12 protein-coding genes are annotated in these 16,967 nt (G+C 71.6%); 10 read left to right on the top strand and 2 right to left on the bottom strand.

The features are described 5' to 3' along the window. Positions 1-116 precede the first annotated feature (116 nt). A complete protein-coding gene (locus ACG00Y_RS06535; RefSeq protein WP_394477105.1) occupies positions 117-1,913 on the bottom strand; it encodes a sigma 54-interacting transcriptional regulator in 1,797 nt (598 codons plus the stop codon). A 361-nt stretch (positions 1,914-2,274) separates the two neighbouring features. On the opposite strand from ACG00Y_RS06535, the gene ACG00Y_RS06530 reads away from it, so the two are divergent. The 9 genes from ACG00Y_RS06530 to ACG00Y_RS06490 are packed head-to-tail and all read left to right on the top strand — an operon-like array spanning position 2,275 to position 15,623. Next, on the top strand, positions 2,275-3,741 hold the full coding sequence (locus ACG00Y_RS06530) for a benzaldehyde dehydrogenase (protein WP_394477103.1): 1,467 nt from the start codon (positions 2,275-2,277) through the stop codon (positions 3,739-3,741). Positions 3,742-3,779: 38 nt separating this feature from the next. Beyond that, positions 3,780-4,547, top strand: a complete 768-nt coding sequence (locus ACG00Y_RS06525) for a coniferyl-alcohol dehydrogenase (RefSeq protein ID WP_394477101.1) — start codon at positions 3,780-3,782, stop codon at positions 4,545-4,547. 29 nt (positions 4,548-4,576) lie between these two features. Further along, positions 4,577-6,313 (top strand): DUF1302 domain-containing protein, encoded by a 1,737-nt coding sequence (locus ACG00Y_RS06520; protein WP_394477099.1) that lies wholly within the window; start codon positions 4,577-4,579, stop codon positions 6,311-6,313. Positions 6,314-6,335: 22 nt separating this feature from the next. Then, on the top strand, positions 6,336-7,700 hold the full coding sequence (locus ACG00Y_RS06515; RefSeq protein WP_394477097.1) for a DUF1329 domain-containing protein: 1,365 nt from the start codon (positions 6,336-6,338) through the stop codon (positions 7,698-7,700). After that, a complete protein-coding gene (locus tag ACG00Y_RS06510; protein WP_394477095.1) occupies positions 7,697-8,734 on the top strand; it encodes a WD40/YVTN/BNR-like repeat-containing protein in 1,038 nt (345 codons plus the stop codon). Before ACG00Y_RS06515 ends, ACG00Y_RS06510 begins: the two co-directional genes overlap by 4 nt. 12 nt (positions 8,735-8,746) lie before the next feature. Beyond that, positions 8,747-11,173: an efflux RND transporter permease subunit gene (locus tag ACG00Y_RS06505; RefSeq protein WP_394477494.1), complete on the top strand. Its 2,427-nt coding sequence runs from the start codon at positions 8,747-8,749 to the stop codon at positions 11,171-11,173. After that, positions 11,170-12,753 (top strand): methyl-accepting chemotaxis protein, encoded by a 1,584-nt coding sequence (locus ACG00Y_RS06500; RefSeq protein WP_394477093.1) that lies wholly within the window; start codon positions 11,170-11,172, stop codon positions 12,751-12,753. The genes ACG00Y_RS06505 and ACG00Y_RS06500 overlap by 4 nt, the downstream gene beginning before the upstream one ends. Continuing rightward, positions 12,747-13,850 carry an ABC transporter substrate-binding protein gene (locus tag ACG00Y_RS06495; RefSeq protein ID WP_394477091.1) on the top strand — a complete coding sequence of 368 codons (1,104 nt, stop codon included), beginning with the start codon at positions 12,747-12,749 and terminating at the stop codon, positions 13,848-13,850. The genes ACG00Y_RS06500 and ACG00Y_RS06495 overlap by 7 nt, the downstream gene beginning before the upstream one ends. A gap of 30 nt (positions 13,851-13,880) precedes the next feature. Continuing rightward, entirely contained in the window at positions 13,881-15,623 is a 1,743-nt protein-coding gene (locus ACG00Y_RS06490; RefSeq protein ID WP_394477089.1) for a carboxylesterase/lipase family protein, read from the top strand. On the opposite strand, the gene ACG00Y_RS06485 is transcribed toward ACG00Y_RS06490, so the two are convergent. Next, on the bottom strand, positions 15,620-16,009 hold the full coding sequence (locus ACG00Y_RS06485; protein ID WP_394477087.1) for a winged helix-turn-helix transcriptional regulator: 390 nt from the start codon (positions 16,007-16,009) through the stop codon (positions 15,620-15,622). The two genes, ACG00Y_RS06490 and ACG00Y_RS06485, sit on opposite strands and share 4 nt — an antisense overlap. A 79-nt stretch (positions 16,010-16,088) precedes the next feature. Here ACG00Y_RS06485 and ACG00Y_RS06480 point away from each other — a divergent pair, with 79 nt between their 5' ends. Beyond that, positions 16,089-16,964 (top strand): NmrA family NAD(P)-binding protein, encoded by an 876-nt coding sequence (locus ACG00Y_RS06480; protein ID WP_394477086.1) that lies wholly within the window; start codon positions 16,089-16,091, stop codon positions 16,962-16,964. The last annotated feature ends 3 nt before the right edge of the window (positions 16,965-16,967 follow it).

The raw sequence follows: 16,967 nt of genomic DNA, 5'->3' as shown, positions 1-16,967 counted from the left end.
GAATCGGGATGGCGGCCCTCAACACCACTCGCGTCGGACTATGCAGGCCGCCCCAAGCCGGCCCACAGGGAATGTGCCCCACCCGCCTTCAGCGGGGCGGGACTGGGCGAAGGGCTTCAGCCATGCCGCTCCAGCCGGTAGGCCAGCTGCGCCCGGCTCAGCCCCAGCGCGCGCGCAGCCGCCGACAGGTTGCCACTGTGGGCATCGACCGCCTCCTGCAGCAGCCGGGCCTCCAGCGCCGGCAGGTCCAGCGCGGCGGCGCCCAGTGCGGACTGCAGGTGCTGCAGCAGGTTGTCCACGCCCGGTTCGGCCTCCTGCGCAAGCTCCCCTGCGGACGACACCGCCAGCACCGCCTGCCGGGCCAGCGGCTCGCCGCGGAACATGTGGTGCACGTCGATGGCCATGCCGTCTTCCACGTTGATGACCGCCCGCTCGACGAGGTTGAGCAGCTCTCGGATGTTGCCCGGCCAGTCGTAATGCAGCGCCGCACGCACGGCCCGCGCACTGAAACCGCGCACCGCACGGCCATGGCGCTGCGACTCGCGGCGCAGGAAATGGCTCATCAGCAGCGGGATGTCCTCGCGCCGCTCGCGTAGCGGCGGCAGGTGCAACGGGAAGACGTTGAGGCGATAGAACAGGTCCGCCCGGAATCGCCCGGCCTCCACCTCGGCCCGCAGGTCGACATTGGTGGCGGCCGCCACGCGCACGTCAACCTGGATGAGCCGTGAACCGCCCACCCGCTCGATCTCGCCTTCCTGCAGCACCCGCAGCAGCTTGGCCTGGGCCACAGGGCTGAGCGTGCCCACCTCGTCGAGGAACAGCGTGCCGCCGTGCGCGCGCTCGAAGCGTCCCTCGCGCGAGGCATGCGCGCCGGTGTAGGCGCCCTTCTCCACGCCGAACAGCTCGGACTCCAGCAGGCCCTCCGGCATGGCGGCGCAGTTCAGCGCGATGAAAGGCTTGTCCGCCCGCGGGCTGATGCGGTGCAGGCGCCGTGCGAAGGCCTCCTTGCCGACGCCCGATTCGCCCGAGAACAGCACGGTGGCCGACGTGCGCGCCACCCGGTCCAGCAGGTGGCAGGCCGAGACGAAGGCCGACGACGCGCCGACCACCTCGTGCCGGCCATCGCCCGTCGCGCCGACAGGCGCCGGGCCCAGGGCGGGATCGGTCGGCGGCGCAGGCTGCCCGGCGCCCGGCGCCATGGCGCGGAAGTCATGCGCCTCCAGATAGCGCAGGTCCTCGCTGATGTCGCCCCAGGCCGCGGCATGCCGACCGATCACGCGGCATGCGGCGGCCCCCATCGCGCGGCAGTCCACCTCGCGGAAGATCACCGGCTGGCCGAACAGCGTCGTCACATAGCCCGTCGCATAGCCGACCTGCGACCAGCAGGCCGGGTCGGTGCCGATGCCATAGGCGCTGATGTGCTCGTCGTCCTCGCTGGAATGCTCCCAGATGAACTCGCCGTCGTAGGTGCCGCGGTCGATGTCGAACGAGAAGCTCACCGGCGTCACCTTCACCACGCCCTCCAGCGCATGCAGTCGGGCGCCCGCCATGAAGACGGCGGCCGCATCGGCATCCGGCCAGCGTTGGCGCACGAGCTGCGCATCGCGAGAACCACTGACGTAGCCCGCCCGCGTCAGCAGCCCGCGCGCGCGCGACAGGCCCAGCGTGTCGATCAACTCGCGCCGCAGATGTCCCGTCGCTGCGCTGTGGACGAGCAGCATGCGCTGGTCATTGAGCCAGATCCGGCCGTCGCCCGGCGAAAAGAACAGCGCCTCGGTCAGCTGCGCCAGCGTGGGCGCACTGCCGTCGAGCGACCAGTTGAAGTCCTGGCTGTTGCCTTTGCGCAGCATGGCGTCCGATTGGCGCGACAGCTCCGCCAGAGAGATCTTCGGAGGGACGTTGTGCGGTTTCATGATTTCGTCAAAGCCAGGGGTCGCAGTCTGCTTCAGTCTTGCGAATTTGCGCGAGTCCGCAAGCCACTGCCCCCGTGAGTACTGGGGCTGAACGCCCCGGTTGCCGGCATCGGGAAAGTCCCAGTGAGCCGCCTCCCGTCCCGGGGAGAGCAAGCGGCAGAAGCCGCGCGGCGTCGCGCGCCGCCTCGGGGTTGGCATGCCAGTTGCGCTGAGCCCAGCGTGCGCCGGGCGGCAGGCCGAACGGTCTCAGCGTTTCTACGGATTCCCGAAGCCACCCATCCAAGCACACATTAAGCCCATATTTTTGTTTGCCTGGCTAATCATCGTATAGGCAATCTAAACAAGAACCCAAGGAGACACCATGCAGCAGAGCCCCACGTTCCTGGCCGGCGCCCCCTGGCGTGACAGCCTCTTCATCGGCCAATGGCGCGCTGCGGCGCGCACGCTGGACATCATCGAGCCCGCCACCGGCGAGCGCCTGGGCACGGCGGGCGAGGCCACGCCGGCCGATGTGGCCGAAGCCGCCCGAGCCGCCGCCGCCGCGCAGGCCGCCTGGGCGGCCACCGCCCCGCGCGAGCGCGCCGCCGTCTTCCACAAGGCCGCCGCCCTGCTGCAGCAGCATGCCGACGAGCTGGCGCTGTGGATCACCCGTGAGGGCGGCGGCATCCTGCCCAAGGGCCAGCACGAGGTGCGCGAGGCCATCACCTTCTGCCACGTGGCCGCCGCCATGCCGATGCAGCCGGCGGGCCAGCTGCTGCCCAGCGTGCCGGGCCGCCTGAGCATGGCGCGGCGCGTGCCGCACGGCGTCGTGGCCGTCATCTCGCCGTTCAACTTCCCGTTGATCCTGACCTTGCGCGTCGTCGCACCGGCACTTGCCGCTGGCAACGCCGTGCTCATCAAGCCCGACCCGCGCACGCCGGTCAGCGGCGGCTACCTGATTGCCCGCGTGCTCGAGGCCGCTGGCCTGCCGGCCGGCGTGCTGTCGGTGCTGCCCGGCGGCGCCGAGGTGGGCGAGGCACTGATCACCGCGCCCGAGGTGCGCATGGTGTCCTTCACCGGCTCGGTGGGTGTGGGCCGGCGCGTCGGCGAGCTGGCCGCGCGACACCTCAAGAAGGCCTCGCTGGAACTGGGCGGCACCAACTGCCTGGTCATCCTGGACGACGCCGACCTGGACCTCGCCGCCAGCAACGCGGCCTGGGGCGCCTGGCTGCATTCGGGCCAGATCTGCATGGCCTCCAACCGCGTGCTGGTGCATGAGTCCATCGCCGAAGCGCTCACGCAGCGGCTGGTGGCCAAGGCCACGCACCTGCCGGTCGGCGATGGCGCCACGGGACAAGTGGCCCTGGGCCCGCTGATCGATGCACGCCAGCGTGACCGCGTGCATGCGCTGGTGCAGGACAGCGTGGCCAAGGGTGCCAAGCTGCTGGCCGGCGGCACCTACGAGGGCCTGTTCTACAAGCCCACCGTGCTCAGCGGCATCAAGCCCGGCATGCGCGTGCATGACGAAGAGGTGTTCGGCCCGCTGCTCAACCTCGTCACCTTCAAGACCGACGAGGAAGCCGCTGCGCTGGCCAATGCGCACGACGGCGGTCTGGCCGCGGCGGTGATCTCCAAGTCCATGAACCGCGCGATGGCGCTGGCGCAGCAGCTGAAGGCCGGCATGGTCCACGTCAACGACCAGACGGTGAACGACGACGCCACCAACCCCTTCGGCGGCCCCGGCGTGGCCGGCAACGGCAATGTGCATGGCGGACCGGCCGACTGGGAGGCCTTCACGACCTGGCAATGGGTCACCGTCAAGGCCGCGCCGCCGCCCTACCCGTTCTGAACCGCCCCGCACAAACGACAACAACAGGAGACATACCCATGAAAGTTCAAGGCAAGACCATCGTCGTCACCGGCGCCAGCTCGGGCATCGGCGCCGACACCGCGCGCCTGCTGCGCGCCCACGGCGCCAAGGTCATCGGCATGGACCGCAACGACCCGCTGCTGACGCTGGACGGCTTCGTCAAGGCCGACCTGTCGCAGCAATCGGCCATCGACGCGGCCGTGCGCCAGCTGCCCGCGCAGATCGACGGCCTGTGCACCGTGGCCGGCGTGCCCGGCACGTCGCCCGTGGACCTGGTCAGCCGCGTCAACTACCTCGGCGTGCGCCATCTGTGCGAGGCGCTGGTGGAGCGCATCCCGCGTGGCGGCAGCATCGTCAACGTCTCGTCCATCCTCGGCTACTTCTACCGTGACCGGCTCGACACGCACAAGGCGCTCGCCGCCGTGCAGGGCTTCGAGGCCGGCCTGGCCTGGCTGGCCCGCAACCCGGTGCCGCAGAAGGGCTGCTACGAGTACTTCAAGGAGGCGTTGATCGTCTGGTCGACGCTGCGCTCCAGCGAGTTCTTCATGCAGCGCGGCGTGCGCATGAACTGCGTCGCCCCCGGCCCCGTGTTCACGCCCATCCTGGGCGAGTTCGTCGCGCAGCTGGGCGAGGAGCGCGTGGCCGCCGACGCCCACCGCATCCCGCGGCCGGGCCTGGCCGACGAGATCGCGCCGGCCATCGCCTTCCTGTGCAGTGACGACGCGCGCTGGATCAGCGGCGTCAACCTCGCGGCCGACGGCGGCTTCGCCGCGACCTATCTCTGAGCACATAACACCTCAAACCAGGAGACACCATGAGAAAGAACCGCGTCGCGTTGGCGGCGGCGGCAGCCCTGCTGTTGCCCGCTGCACAAGCCTTCGAGATCGAAACCAGCGTGCCCGACCTCAAGGTCCGGTTGGACCTCACGCCCAAGTTCAGCGCCGGCTACCGCGTCAAGGACCCGTCCGCAGCGCTGAGCCGCCTGGACGTGGCCCGCGACCCCGGCACCGTCAACGAGGACGACGGCAACCACAACTTCGGCAAGGGCCTGATCTCCCGCCGCTTCGACCTGCTGGCCGAGCTGGACATCTCCACGCCCACCTTCGGCGCCCGCATCAGCGGCACCGGCTGGTACGACGGCGCCTACATGGGCCGCAACGACTACAACGGCACCGCGCTCTACGCCGCCGGCAACCCGCTGGGCCCGGTGGTCAGCACCGCCAACAACGACTTCGGCCAGGCGCCCAACGAGTTCCTGCCCGCCACGCGGCGCCAGCACGGGCGCGGCGGCGAGCTGCTGGATGCCTTCGTGTCGTTCAAGGGCGAAGTGGCCGGCATGAAGGCCAACCTGCGCGTGGGCAAGCACACGCTGCAATGGGGCGAGAGCCTGTTCTTCGGCCAGAACGGCATTGCCAATGCGCAGGGCCCGGTGGACATCGCACGCATCACCTCCGTGCCGGGCTGGCAGTTCAAGGAAGTGCTGCTGCCGGTGGAGCAGGTCTCCGCCACGCTGCGCCTGGCCGAGGGCCTGCAGCTGGGGGCCTACTACCAGCTCAAGTGGCGCAAGAGCAAGCTGCCCGGCGTCGGCAGCTACTTCTCCAACCAGGACTACGTCGGCGGCGGCCGCGTCAACTTCGGCCAGGCGCCCGATGGCTCGCCCATCGAGCTGCCCACGCTGACCTCGCGCGACAACAAGCCCAAGAACAGCGGCCAGGGCGGCATCCAGCTGCGCTGGAGCCCGACCGGCGGCGACTACGAGTTCGGCTTCTATGCCGCGCAGTACCACGACAAGACGCCCAGCGCGCTGGTGTTCGACTTCGCGCAAGGCCATGTGCGCATGGCCTATGCCAGCAACATCCGCACCTTCGGCGCCAGCGTGACCTCGTCCATCGGCCAGCTGAACTGGGCGCTGGAAGGCTCGGTGCGCCAGAACACGCCGCTGAACGGCGACCCCGCCGTGCTCGGCGGCCCCAGCCCCATCCCGAGCTGCGACACCGGCAGCAACACGCCCTGCTATGCCGTCGGCGACACGGCCCACCTGCAGCTCAACGGCATCTACGTGCTGCAGCCCAACGACTTCTGGCAGGGCGGCGCGCTGCTGGGCGAGATTGCCTACAACCACCGCCTGAAGATCAAGCGCGACATCTTCGCCGGCCCCAACGGCCAGAACCTGGGCGTCGGCGGCCTGGACCCGAACACCACCAAGGGCGCGTTCGCCATGCGCGTGCTGTTCGAGCCGGCCTACTTCCAGGTGCTGACCGGGCTGGACATGTCCATTCCCATCGGCCTGGGCTGGAACTTCGGCGGGCGCTCCTCGGCCATCGCCAACTTCGCCGGCGGCGTGTCGGACGGCGGCGACTGGACCGTGGGCCTGAAGGGCACCCACCAGAACGCCTGGAACTTCTCGCTGACCTACACCGACTACTTCGGCAAGGCCAAGACCTTCACCGAGACCCTGGTGCCCGGCAGCGGCTCGCCGCGCCAGCTGACCTTCGGCCAGACCCTCAAGGACCGCGCCTACGTCGCCTTCAGCGCGTCGCGCACCTTCTGACCCCAGACAAGGAATCCCCACCATGAAGCACGCACTGCTCCGACTGAACGTTCTCGCGCTGGCCTGCGCTGCCCTGCTGCCGCTGGGCGCCGGCGCCGCCGTGTCGGCCGACGAGGCCGCCAAGCTCAAGACCACGCTGACCCCCATGGGCGCCGAGCGCGCCGGCAACAAGGACGGCAGCATCCCGCCCTGGGAGGGCGGCCTGACCAAGGCGCCGGCCGGCTACAAGAACGGCGACCCGCGCCCTGACCTCTTCCCCGCCGACAAGCCGGTGCTGCAGATCAGCGCCAAGAACATGGCCCAGCACGACGCCAAGCTCAGCGATGGCGTGAAGGCGCTGATGAAGAAGAACGCCGACTTCCGCATCGACGTCTACCCCACCCGCCGCAGCGCTGGCGCGCCGCAGTACGTCTACGACAACACGTTCAAGAATGCCACCCGCGCCAAGCTGGTGGACAACGGCCTGGGCGTGGAGGGCGCGTTCGGCGGCATTCCCTTCCCCATCCCCAAGGACGGCTACGAGGCCATCCTGAACCACCGCCTGGCCTGGCTGGGCGTGAACACCCAGACGCCGATGCGCGTCTGGGTCATGACGGCCGACGGCAAGCGCACGATGGCCAGCGGCGGCAACCAGACCTTCCGCCGCCCCTACTACGACCCCGAGGTCAGCCCCGAGAAGTTCGACGGCTACTACGCGCTGGGCAAGTTCGCCGCCACCGAGCCCGGCTCCAAGGCCGGCGAAGCCATCCTGGCGCACGACGGCATGACCAGCGCCACGCCGCGCGGCCTGTGGCAGTACCTGGTGGGCCAGCGCCGCGTGCGCAAGGCGCCTTCGGTGGGCTATGACACGCCCGACGCGGTGACCTCCGGCATCGGCCTGTTCGACGAGGCCTTCAACCTGTTCGGCCCCATCGACAAGCACGAGCTGAAGCTGGTCGGCAAGAAGGAGCTGTACATCCCCTACAACAACAACCGCGCCGCGCTGGCCAAGGTGGCCGACCTGGTGAAGCCGGGCTCGCTGAACCCCGACCTCGTGCGCTGGGAGCTGCACCGCGTGTGGGTGGTGGAGGCCACGCTGGCCGCCGGCAAGCGCCACGTCGCCGCCAAGCGCAAGTACTACATCGACGAAGACAGCTGGCAGATCATCCTGATCGACGGCTGGGACGCCAAGGGCGAACTCTGGCGCACCAACTACACGCTCACGCTGACCGCGCCGGACATTCCGGCCGTGCTGGGCAACATCTTCTGGGGCGGCTACGACCTGCAGACCGGCGCCTACTACCTGAACATGGCCACCAACGAGTTGCCGGTCCAGGTCAAGGTGCTGCCCAAGCTGGAGCGGGCCTTCTTCAGCCCCGAGGAACTGGCCAACGAGAGCACGCGATGAAGCGGCGTGCGCTCTGCAGCGCGGCGGCCCTCGGGCTGCTCGCCGGCCCGGCGCGCGCGGCTGCCCCGCTGCCCCCCGTGCTGACCCAGCCGGCGGCCCCCACGCCGCTGGCCACGCGCAGCGCGCTGCTGGCCGCCGCGCAGGCCGGCCAGCGCCTGGTGCTGGCCGGCGAACGCGGGCTGCTGGTCTACAGCGATGACGGCGGCCAGAAGTGGCAACAGGCCGAGGTGCCGGCGCAGGTCAGCCTCACGGCGCTGGCCTTTGCCAACGCCCAGCAGGGCTGGGCCTGCGGCCATTTCGGCAGCCTGCTGCAGACGACCGATGGCGGCCAGCGCTGGCAGCTGCTGCTCGATGGCCGGCAGCTGGCCCAGCTGGAGCTGGCCGCCGCCGGCGACGACGAGGCCCTGCGCGAGGCCGCCCAGCGCCGCGTGGCCGACGGCCCCGACAAGCCGCTGCTGGACCTGGGCCTGAGCCCGGACGGCAGCGTCTACGCCGTCGGCGCCTACGGCCTGGCCTTCGTGCGGCGGGGCGACGCCTGGCAGAGCCTGCACACGCGCCTGCCCAACCGGCGCCGCCTGCACCTGTACGCGGTGCGCAGCGACGGCCCGCGCGTGTTCATCGCCGGCGAGCAAGGCCTGCTGCTGCGCTCGCTGGACGGCGGCGCCCACTTCGAGGCGCTGGCCTCGCCCTACAAGGGCAGCTTCTTCGGCCTGCTGCTCACGCGCGACGGCACGCTGCTGGCCTACGGGCTGCGCGGCAACGTCTGGCGCTCGGCCGACCAGGGCGACAGCTGGACGCAGGTGGACAACCCCGTGCCCGTGTCGATCAGCGCCGGCCTGCAGCGCAGGGACGGCTCGCTGCTGCTGCTGGCCCAGAACGGCGACCTGCTGCTCAGCCGCGACGACGGGCGCAGCTTCGTGCGCCGCAGCGCCCTGCCGCCGCTGCCATCGGCCACCTTCGTCGAGGCCGACGCCGGCCATGTCGTGCTGGCCGGCCTGCGCGGGCTGCAGCGCCAGCCGCTGAGCTTCACCTGAACTTCACCCGAGATTGCGACCGTGAGCGTGAGCCTTTCCACCGACGACAGCGCCCAGCCCGTCATTGCCCGCCTTGAGGACTTCGACCCGCGCAGCGGCTCGGGGGCCGAGCGGCTGTTATTCAACCACCGCCCCTGGGTGCTGGCCCTGTGCCTGCTGCTGACGCTGGTGCTGGGCTGGCAGGCGCTGGCCATCCAGCTGACCGCCAGCTTCGACAAGACCATCCCCAGCCGCCACCCCTACATCGCCAACTTCCAGGAGCAGCGCGCCCAGCTGGCCGGCGGCGGCAACGCGCTGCGCATCGCCGTGGCTGCGCGCCAGGGCAACATCTTCGACAAGGACTACCTGGAGACGCTGCGCCTGCTCAACGACGAGCTGTTCCTGATGCCGGGCGTGGACCGGCCCTTCATGAAGTCGCTGTGGACGTCCAACACCCGCTGGGTGGCCGTAACCGAGGAAGGCCTGGACGGCGACACCGTCATCACGGACCGTTATGACGGCAGCCCCGAGGCCCTGGCCGAACTGCGCGCCAACATCGAGCGCTCCGGCGAGATCGGCCAGCTGGTGGCGGGCGACTTCAAGAGCAGCATCATCTACGTGCCGCTGCTGGAAGCCGACCCGCAGACCGGCCAGGCGCTGGACTACGCCGCGCTGAGCCAGCGCATCGAGGCGCTGCGCAGCAAGTACGACAGCGACCGCGTGCAGCTGCACGTCGTGGGCTTCGCCAAGGTCATGGGCGACCTCATCGACGGCGTGCGCCAGGTCATGGGCTTCTTCGCGCTGGCGCTGCTGATCTGCGGCGGCGTGCTGTATGCCTACACCCGCTGCCTGCGCTCCACCGCCATCGTCGTCGCCTGCTCGCTGATCGCCGTAGCCTGGCAGCTGGGCCTGCTGCAGCTGCTGGGCTATGCGCTGGACCCGTACTCCGTGCTCGTGCCCTTCCTCGTGTTCGCCATCGGCATGAGCCACGGCGCGCAGAAGATGAACGGCATCCTGCAGGACGTGGGCCGCGGCACACACCGCGTGGTGGCCGCGCGCTACACCTTCCGCCGCCTGTTCGTGGCCGGCCTGACGGCGCTGCTGTGCGACGCCGTGGGCTTTGCGGTGCTGGCGCTGATCGACATCCGCGTCATCCAGGACCTGGCCGCCAACGCCAGCATCGGCGTGGCCGTGCTGATCTTCACCAACCTCGTGCTGCTGCCGGTGCTGCTGTCTTACGTGGGCGTCAGCCCCAAGGCCGCGCAGCGCAGCCTGAAGCAGGAGCAGAGCGAGCAGCTCACGGGTGGCTGGGCCTGGCTGGCGTCCTTCACGCAGGCCAAGCCGGCCGCGCTGGCCCTGTCCATCGGTGCCGTGCTGCTGGTGGGCTCGGTGGCGCTGGCCACCCGGCTGCAGGTCGGCGACCTGGACGCCGGCGCGCCCGAGCTGCGCGCCGACTCCCGCTACAACCGCGACAACGCCTACCTGGTGCAGAGCTACGCGGCCAGCACCGACATCCTGACCGTCATGGCCACCACGCCGGACGACCAGTGCACGCGCTACGACACGCTCAGCCAGGTCGACGCGCTGGCCTGGCGGCTGCAGCAGTTGCCCGGTGTCGAAGGCACGCAGTCGCTGGCCGGCCTGGCCAGGCTGGGCATGGTGGGCTTCAACGAAGGCAACTTCAAGTGGTACGAGCTGATCGCCAATGACCAGGCGCTGGGCGGCGTGCAGACCATCGCGCCGCGCGAGCTGCTGAACAAGGCCTGCTCCTTCCTGACGCTGCAGGTCTTCCTGCGCGACCACAAGGCGCAGACGCTGGAGCGCGTTCTGGGCGAGGCCGAGTCCTTCATCGCCGCGCAGCCTGCGGGTGGCGACGTGCGCTTCCTGCTGGCCGCCGGCTCGGCCGGCATCGAGGCCGCCACCAACAGCGTCGTCAAGCAGGCCATGCGCGAGATGCTGTACTGGGTGTACGGCGCCGTGGTGCTGCTGTGCTGGCTGACCTTCCGCAGCTGGCGCGCCACCGTCGTGGCCGTGCTGCCGCTGGTGCTGACCTCCATGCTGTGCGAGGCGCTGATGGTGATGCTGGGCATGGGTGTCAAGGTCGCCACGCTGCCGGTCATCGCGCTGGGCGTGGGCATCGGCGTGGACTACGCGCTCTACGTGCTGGCCGTCATGCTGCAGCGCCTGCGCGCTGGCGACAACGTCGACCAGGCATACCGCGCCGCGCTGCGCTTCACCGGCCGCGTGGTGCTGCTGACCGGCCTGACGCTGGCACTGGCCGTGTCCACCTGGTTCTTCAGCCCCATCAAGTTCCAGGCCGACATGGGCATCCTGCTGGCCTTCATGTTCCTGTGGAACATGGTGGGCGCCCTGGTGCTGCTGCCGGCGCTGGCGCGCTGGCTGCTGAAGCCGGCGACCGCAGCGCAGGCGCAGGTGCTGCCGGCGGGTCAGGCGGCATGACACGCGGCCTCAACTGGAGCCTGCGCCGGCAACTGGCGGTCGGCGTGGGGCTGCTGCTGTCGCTGATGCTGGGCATCGCGCTGCTGGCGCTGTGGCAGGGCGGCCGGCTGGGCGAGCAGCTGGCGCGCATCGTCACCGTCAACAACCCGCGCAACGACCTCGCCCACGCGCTGCACGCGGCACTGCTGCGCCAGCAGGTGCTGGAGCGCAGCTTCCTGGCCTACACCGAGGCGGAGGACTTCGAGGCCGGGCGCAAGCAACTGCGCGCCGCCCAGGCCGAGGTGCTGGGCGCCGAGCAGGCGCTGGGCAAAGCGCTGGACGGCAATGACGAGGCCATCACCCCGCTGCGCGACGCACTGGCCCAGGCCCGCGCGCTGCGCGAGCAGGCGCAGCCGCTCGTCGAGTCCGCGCTGCAAGCGGCCGAGCAAGGGCGCGGCGTCGATGCGGCGCTGTCGGCCATGCTGCCGGCCGAGGGCGCCCAGAACGGCTGGGCCGACGCGGTGCGCGGCATCGTCGCCGCCATCCGCGACGCCAATGCGCGCGAGAACGCCGCGCAGCAAGGCCAGCAACGCGCCATGCGCCTGCAGCTGCTGGCGCTGGCCGGCCTGGCGCTGGCGCTCGGCGCCACGCTGGCCTGGGCGCTGTACCGCAGCGTCATGCGCCCGCTGCAGCAGGCCGTGCGCCTGGCCGAGCGCATCGCGCAGGGCGACCTGCAGGCCGAGGTGGCGACGCGGCGCAGCGACGAGTTCGGCCGACTGCTGACGGCGATCGCCGATCTGCAGGGCGCGCTGCGCGAGACCGTCGCAGACCTGCGCCACTCGGCCGACCTCGTCGACGCCGCCAGCCGCGACATCGCCGCCGGCAGCCAGTCGCTGTCGCAGCGCACCGAGGCCGGCGCCGCGCGGCTGCAACAGGCGGCGGCCACCGTGCACGGCCTCGTCGGCCTGGCCGAGCAGGCCGACCGCGCCGCCGCCAGTGCCAACAGCAGTGCCGAGCAATCGCGCAGCCTGGTCGCGCAGGGCCGCACGGCCATGACCGAGCTGGCCGGCCGCATGGGCGAGATCGCCACCGCCGCCGGCCGCACGACCGAGATCGTGCGCAGCATCGAGGCCATCGCCTTCCAGACCAACATCCTGGCGCTGAACGCCGCCATCGAGGCCGCACGGGCCGGCGACGCGGGGCGGGGTTTCGCCGTGGTGGCCGGTGAGGTGCGCCAGCTGGCCGCCCGCACCGCCCAGGCCGCCGCCGAGATCGGCCAGTTGAGCCACGACACGCAGCAAGGCGTCGGTGCCGGCGAGCAGTCGGTGCGAGCTGCGGGCGAAGTCGTCGACTCCCTGCACCTGGCCGCCGAGCAGGTCTGGCAGGTCGTGCAGCAATCGGCCCAGGCCGCCCGCCTGCAGCGCGACCAGTTGCAGGAGGTCAACCACAGCGTCGGCCAGCTCGACCACCAGACCCAGCACGACGCCGCGCTGGCCGAGCAGCTCAACGCCTCGGCCGCCGCGCTGCAGGGCAGCGCCGGCACGCTGCTGCGCGGCGTCGGGCGCTTCCAGCTCGACTCGATGGTGGCGCCCAAGTGCTGAGGCGCCGCGCCGCGCTCGTCGCCCCGCTGCTGGCGGCCATGCCCGCGCTGGGCCAGCCGGCGGGCGCACCGGTCGTGCTGGGCCAGTCCCTGCCCATGACCGGCACCGGCTTCACCACCGCCAACCGCGTGCGCGCCGGCGCCCTGCTCGCCGTGGAGCGTGCCAACGCGGGCGGCGGCCTGCTGGGCCGGCGTGTGGAGCTGCTGACGCTGGACGACGGCGGCGACGCCCGGCGGCTGGCGGACAACGTGCGCCGCCTGCGCGAACAGGGCGCTCTTGTCCTGCTGAACTGCGTGGGCGAACAGGCCTGCCACGCCGCCGCGCAAGCCAGCGCCCAGGTCGGCCTGCCGCTGGTGGGCCCGTTCTCCGGCGACGCGCGGCTGCGCGCGCCGGCCGTGCGGCATGTGTTCACGCTGCGACCCGACGATGCCCGCGAGGCCCGGCTGCTCGCCGGCCAGTTGCGCGTGCTGTCGGTGGCCCAGGTGGCGCTGCTGGCCGACGGCCACGAGCCGGTGCGCGAGGCCGCGCTGGCCCGCGCGCTGCAGGCCGCCGGCATCACCGTGCTGCGGCTGCCGGTCGACCCCGCGCGGCCGGCGGCCACGCTGGCGCAGGCCTCCGATGCGGCCGGCGCCGCTGTGCTGAGCCTGGGCCCCGACAGCCTGGAGGCCCTGAGCCAGACCGCCCCCACCACCGTGGCCGGCCTGCCGGCGATGCTGATGACCGCGCCCAGCACCGGCCTGACCGAGCAGATGCGCATGCTGCGCGGCCACGGCCTGGGCTTCACCACGGTGCTGCCCAACCCCGAGGCCTCGCAGCTGCCACTCGTGCGCGACTTCGGCCGCGATGCCGAGCGCTTCGGCTCGCCGGACGCCGTCACCTTCGAGGGCCTGGGCGGCTATCTGCACACCCTGCTCTGCATCGAGGCCTTGCGGCGCGGCCGCAGCGCCGACAGCCCGGCCGACCTGGTGCGCGCGCTGCAGGCCTGGGGCCGACGACCGCTGGGCGGCTTTGACTTGAACCTCACGCCGGAACAGCGCCACGGCTCGGACTTCGCCGAACTGGGCGTGCGCGGCCGCGACGGCGTGGCCCGCCGCTGACACCGACCAGCCCCGAAACGGAAACCCCACATGACCACCCCTCGCCTGCCCGCCCCCTTCAGCCGCCGCGACACGCCTTCGGGCACCGTCATCGGCTCACGCGAACCCGCCAGCGCCGGCGGTGAAGTGCACGCCTGGCGCGGCCTGCGCTACGCCGCGCCGCCGCTGGGGCCGCTGCGCTGGCGTGCGCCGCAGCCGGCACCGCGCTGGGATGGCGAGCTGCAGGCGCTGGGCCATGGCGCCATCGCGCCGCAGTTCGCTGGCCGCATCGCCGCGCTGCCCGCCAGCCAGCACGGCCAGGTCGTCGGCGACGAGGACTGCCTGTGGCTGAATGTGTTCGCGCCCGTCGATGTGGAGGGGCCGCTGCCGGTCATGGTGTGGATACACGGCGGCGGCAACGCCGTCGGCACGGCCGCCACCTTCGACGTGGCCCGCAACCTGGCCGCACGGGACCGGGTCATCGTCGTCACGGTGAACTACCGGCTGGGCGTGCTGGGCTGGTTCGCCCACCCGGCGCTGCAGCAGGCGCCGGACCTGAGCGGAGAAGACTGCTCCGGCAACTTCGCGCTGCTTGACCTGATCGCCGCGCTGCGCTGGGTGCAGAGCCACATCGCGGCCTTCGGCGGCGACCCCGGCTGCGTCACCGTGTTCGGCGAATCGGCCGGCGGCCAGCAGGTGCTGATGCTGCTGGCCAGCCCGCTGGCCAAGGGGCTGTTCCACCGTGCCATCGCCCAGAGCCCGGTGTGCGAGAGCTTCAGCCGCGACGAGGCCATCCGCGGCCTGGACTCGCCGCTGGACAGCCACCGCTGCGGCAGCGAGGAGGTGGTGCGCCGCCTGCTGGCCCGCGCCGGGCTGGCGGCGGCGCCCGATGACCTGGCGACCTGGCTGCGCAGCCTCAGCCCGGCTGAACTGCTGGCCGTGCATGCGCACGGCAGCGAAGGCATCTACCTGGCTCCGCGCCCCATCCGCGACGGCGTCGTGCTGCCGCTGGCGCCGCTGCCCGAGCTGTTCAGTCAGGGCGACTGGAACCGCGTGCCGGTGCTGCTGGGCAGCAACCGCGACGAGTTCCGCACCTTCCTGGCCGGCAAGCCGGAGCACTGCCGGCTGATCGGCGGCAAGCTGCCGGTGCTGAAGGACCGCGCGGCCTACCGCTACGAGTCCGGCATGATGTCGCGCGCCTGGCGCGCCCACCACGTCGACCGGCCGGCGGACGCGATGCTGGAAGGCGGCCATGCCGACGTCTGGACCTACCGCTTCGACTGGGACGAGGCGCCCGCCATTCCCTTCATCCGCCCCGACCTGCTGCTCGGCGCCGCCCATGCGATGGAGCAGGCCTTCGCCTTCCGCGACCTGGCCGGCGAGTTCGACATCTTCCAGGTCAACACGCCCTTCAACCGCGCGGGCCGCCGCGCCCTGTGCGACGCGATGGGCTCGGCCTGGACCGCCTTCGCCCGCCACGGCCGGCCCGAGGTGGCCGGCGGCCCGCCCTGGCCCGCACGCCGCCTGCAGGGCGCCGACAGCCTGGTGTTCGACACGCCGCGCGACGGCGGGCTGCGCATGGCCGCGATGCGCGAGTCGCTGGCCACGCTGCAGGCCGAGCTGGAGCAGCCTTCCGCGCACAGCGCCCTGCAGCGCCTGCGCTGCTTTGCGCGGCTGTTCCTGTGGACGCCGCTGATCGCGGGCGTTGTCGATGCCGCCGCCTACGAGCGCCTGCGCGCCCGGCTGGGCCGCAGTGAGGCGGCCGAGGCGTTCCGGCCGGTGATGGAGATCTAGGAAGCTGTTTGCGCCTGCAGTGAGCGCATCAGGTTGCCCTCCACGCAGTCCACCAGCGCATGCACATGGGCGGCAATGTCCTGCCCCAGCGGCGTCAGCGTGTACTCGACGTGCGGCGGCACCACCGGCCGGGCATGGCGCTCGATGAGGCCGTCGCGGGCCAGCGTCTGCAGCGTCTGCGCCAGCATCTTCTCGCTGACGCCCTCGGCGCGCCGCCGCAGGTCGCTGAAGCGCAGCCGCCCCTCGTCGCGCAGCGTGACGAGGATCAGCACCGCCCACAGGCTGGTCACATGCTGGAACAGCTGCCGCGACGGGCAGCGCGACGCGAACAGCGCGCCGCGGGTCGGCAGGGGGTGGCCGGTGTCGGCAGAGGGGGAGGCTTGCATACTTACCTTCAGGTATGTACTTACCAAACAGACTGTACCTTACTAGACTGCCGCACCTTCCACCCTCAGAAGCTCTCTCATGCTTGCAATCACCGGCGCCTCCGGCGCACTCGGCCAGCGCGTCCTCCACCATCTTGTCCACACGCTGGGCCATCCGGCCGGCCAGATCCTGGCCCTCACCCGCCAGCCCGCGACACTGGCCACGTGGGCCGCACAAGGCGTGCAGGTGCGCACCTTCGACCTGGACGCCCCCGCCACGCTACCCGGCGCGCTGCAGGGCGCCAGCCGCCTGCTGTTGATCAGCACCGACGCCCTCGGCCGCCGCCTGGCCCAGCACCAGGCCGCCATCGCGGCGGCGAGCGCAGCCGGCGTGCAGCATGTCGTCTACACCTCCATGCCCAGGCCCGAGGGCTCGCCGCTGCTGCTGGCGCCCGAGCACCTGGGCAGCGAGCAGGCGCTGGCCGGCGCCGGCTTGGCCGGCTGGACGGTGCTGCGCAACCACTGGTACTTCGAGAACCTGTTCGGCAGCCTGCCGCACGCGCTGGCCGGCGGCCAGTGGTACACCGCCGACGAAGGCCAGCCCAGCGCCGACATCGCCCGCGACGACCTGGCGCTGGCCGCCGCCACCGCGCTGGCGGACGGCTTTGCCGGCCAGCGCGTGCTGACGCTGTCGGGCCCCGAGGCGCTGACCAAGGCCGACATGGCCCGCCGCATCAGCGCCGCCACCGGCCGCGGCCTGAGCGTGGTGCAGGTGCCGCTGGCCGCCATCGTCGACGGCCTGAAGGGCGCCGCCCTGCCGCCGCAGATCGCCGAGGTGTACGCCTCGTTCGACACCAACACCGCCGCCGGCCGCGTGGCCGAGGTGACCGGCGACTTCGAGGCGCTGACCGGCCGCAAGCCGCAGAGCTTCGACGACTGGCTGGTGCAGAAGGCCGACGCGCTGCGGGCCCTTTGAGAC

The organism is Pelomonas parva (genome assembly GCF_043555835.1).
GTDB classification, from domain to species: domain Bacteria; phylum Pseudomonadota; class Gammaproteobacteria; order Burkholderiales; family Burkholderiaceae_C; genus Pelomonas; species Pelomonas parva.
The sequence above is the reverse complement of the archived record's forward strand: the minus strand, read 5'-3'. Positions and strand labels throughout refer to the sequence as shown.